Here is a 534-nt window from a genome sequence, read left to right as displayed (position 1 = left end):
TCCTTGATCTGCTTGGGACCCAGACGGCTGGTCATCAGGGCGCGGTCGATCTCGTCCTGCATGTTGCCGCGCAGGTCCCAGGCCATCGCCTTCAGCCAGGAGACCGAGTCGACGGGGGTCCACGGAGCGGGCTTGTAGTCGTTGGTGAAGCCGAGCGCCGCGTACTCCAGGGAGATGTCCTTGGCGTCGCGGCCCTTGAGGTAGGCGTTGACACCCTGGGCGTAGGCCTGGAGGTACTTCTTGGTGGTGGCCGACAGCTTCTTGTCGTACTCCTGCTCGGCGACCCGGTCCCAGCCCAGGGTGCGCAGGAACTCGTCGTTCTGGACCTGCCCCTTGCCGAACATCTCCGACAGGCGCCCGGAGGTCATGTGCCGGCGCACGTCCATCTCGTAGAACCGGTCCTGCGCCTGGACGTAGCCCTGCGCCATGAAGAGGTCCTGCGGGGACGAGGCGTAGACCTGCGGGATGCCGTAGCCGTCCCGCTTCACGTCGACGGGACCCGACAGGCCCTGGAGCGTGACCGAACCCTTGGTC

General features: G+C 66.5%; 1 protein-coding gene. It reads right to left on the bottom strand.

The window, feature by feature from the left end; translation table 11 throughout:
* A partial coding sequence (locus IE99_RS0128525; RefSeq protein WP_030177522.1) for a penicillin acylase family protein occupies positions 1-534 on the bottom strand: 534 nt, incomplete at both ends.

Source organism: Spirillospora albida (genome assembly GCF_000718255.1).
Lineage (GTDB): Bacteria > Actinomycetota > Actinomycetes > Streptosporangiales > Streptosporangiaceae > Spirillospora > Spirillospora albida.
Note: the sequence above shows the minus strand (reverse complement) of the source record. Positions and strands in the feature narration are given on the sequence as shown.